This window comes from Terrisporobacter sp., assembly GCF_017888745.1.
Taxonomy (GTDB): domain Bacteria; phylum Bacillota; class Clostridia; order Peptostreptococcales; family Peptostreptococcaceae; genus Terrisporobacter.
This window is the reverse complement of the sequence record NZ_JAGHFM010000283.1, coordinates 1-2,554: the sequence shown is the minus strand read 5'-3', so window position 1 is coordinate 2,554 and position 2,554 is coordinate 1. Positions and strand designations below refer to the sequence as shown.

At 24.3% G+C, this 2,554-nt stretch carries 2 protein-coding genes; both read right to left on the bottom strand.

Features of this window, described 5'->3' with window-relative positions; all coding sequences use genetic code 11:
* Positions 1–38 precede the first annotated feature (38 nt).
* Complete coding sequence (locus J7G74_RS12685; RefSeq protein ID WP_297135989.1) at positions 39–1,871, bottom strand: M56 family metallopeptidase; 1,833 nt, start codon at positions 1,869–1,871, stop codon at positions 39–41.
* 14 nt (positions 1,872–1,885) lie between these two features.
* On the bottom strand, positions 1,886–2,251 hold the full coding sequence (locus J7G74_RS12680) for a BlaI/MecI/CopY family transcriptional regulator (RefSeq protein ID WP_297135987.1): 366 nt from the start codon (positions 2,249–2,251) through the stop codon (positions 1,886–1,888).
* Positions 2,252–2,554 lie beyond the last annotated feature (303 nt).

Sequence of the window (2,554 nt, the reverse complement as noted above, 5' to 3'; positions counted from 1 at the left end):
TTTTTTCAATTTAATTTATATATACTTTTTTAATATATTTAATAAAAATTATCACTTTCTATTTTTTTAATATCATTTCCACTAAATTTATATTGGATTATATAAGATTTTTCTTTATCACTCTTATATTTATAAAAACTTAAAATTCCTGTTTTTTCATTATATTCAGTTTCATAAATATATCTTTTCCCATTTTCAATGACTTCTCTATTACCTATATACTGTGGAAATTTATATAGTTCTTCATTACCTGACATGGCACTTAATATTTCATCACTTAATTCCTTTTTTGGAGCATAACTATATGTAACTTCAGATTTTCTTCCCAAACTTTCTACATAAGATTTTGCCTGTTTATTAATATCTTCTAATAACTTTTTAGAAAAATTCTCATCCATACTATTATTCAATGCCTGTAGCGCTTCTTTCTTAGGAAACATATCATATAATGAGTCTTCAAACAAAGCTCCATCTTCAGCTGTTTTACTATCTAAACAACGATACTTAATATTATTTTTTAAATTTTCTTTGTCTTTATTTTTAGAGAACTTTATTTTCATAGGAATATTAGACACACCTGTAGTTAAGTTAAATACATTATTTTGAAATTCATAAATACCATATGTACTCATTATATATACTTCTATAAAATTTTCATCTGCCTTCTTACCTAATATTTCATGACTCTCAACTGGAAACTCACCCTCAAGAACATCTAAATAATTTTCTATTATCACTTCTGAAATAGCATCATCCAAATTGTCACTTGAAATTTGAGCATATTCAAAGTTACCGTTATTTTTGTCATCTAAAGGTATTCTACTAGTAAGAAGTATTCCTCCCATCATAATTAAACAAACTATTCCCGTTATAGTGAATATCTTCTTTTTCCTTGAAATATACTTTGAATTTTTAATAAGCTCTACCCTCTTTTTTATAGTATTTTTATCATCTGCCATATTTAATCCTATAGAAAATCTTTTATTAAAATTAGCTTTTTCTAGTACAGTAAGCATAGTAAGTCCATATTCATTATGGTGCTTTTCATTTAAAATAGATAAAACTCTCTCATCACAAGCCATTTCCATATCATTTCTAATCTGTTTAAATAAGTACATTATTAGAGGGTTGAACCAGTGTACACTTTGTAAAAATATTAATATATTATCTACTATAATATCTTTGTTTTTGTAATGACATAGTTCATGTAGAAATATATGTTTTAACTCTTCTTCGCTTAAATTGATTAAGTTACTTGGCAAAATAATTCTAATTTTAAAAATTCCTATTAAAGATGGTGAATTTATTGTATCATCTATTACAATATGAATTTTTCTTTTTATATTTAGCTTTTCTTTGCAAGTATCTAAAACTCTTTCTAAGTGTGTGTAGACAATTTTTTCTTTTTTTCTAATATTTCTTATAAAATATAAATAAATTGTTATATAAGTGATTAAAGATATAATTGCACCACTTATCCAAATAATTGGTATTATTTTAGAAAAAGTATTTATACTATCTTCGTTTCTATTAAAACTAATATTACTATTATAGTTTTCACTTATCATATTTTCTTCTTGTGATAAATTTTCACTGATACTACCTTCTGAATAATTTACTCCTTTATCAAAAGTTCTAGTTTCACTTATGCTAGAGAATTGATTAATTTTCACAGGTATTTTATTAAATAAACTTATATGACTTTCTGGCCCAAATGGCATGATAAGCTTAATTATTAATATCATCCATAACATATGTGCATATTTCTTGTTTATCCTATTTTCCAATAACTTTTTTATAATTAATATTACAACTCCCGTAATACTACCATAAATAGTAGAACTTAATATATAGCTCCATAAATTTGACATACTCCACCTCTTTTTTATTCATCCCTTAATATATCTTTTAGCTCTTCTATCTCTTCTTTAGATAATTTTTTATCCTTAACAAAACTTAATACCATTTTATTTATAGAACCATTATATAACTTTTCCAAAAATGATTTACTAGCATAATTCTTGTATTCTCTTTCACAAATATTAGGACTGTATATATAAGATTTTTTATTACTCTTATCAACATTTACAAATTCCTTTGATACAAGTCTTGTAATAAGAGTTTGTATAGTCTTTGGCTTCCACTCAGTTTTATCTTTTAATAATTCTATAATTTCAGCACTTGTAGCTTTATTCATCTTCCATAATATTTTCATAACTTCTAATTCTGATTCCGAAATATTTTGTTTCATTTTAAACCTCCCATTTAAACTTACAACTGTAATCCTCTTTTTTAATCTTACATTTGTAATCCATAAAAGTCAATAATTTTTGATGAATTATTAATAAAAAATTCACTTCATATAGCCAACAACTTCGTCAGTTGATCAAGTTTATCCGTAGGTAATATAAATTATTCACAATTTAGATAATGTATAATATCTTGAATATAAATAAAGAGCTGTCACAGGGCAATTTTTAATTGCTCCTGGGACAGCCCCATTTATTAATAAATTTATTAATTATCATATCCATTAACAAAATCCACTAAATTC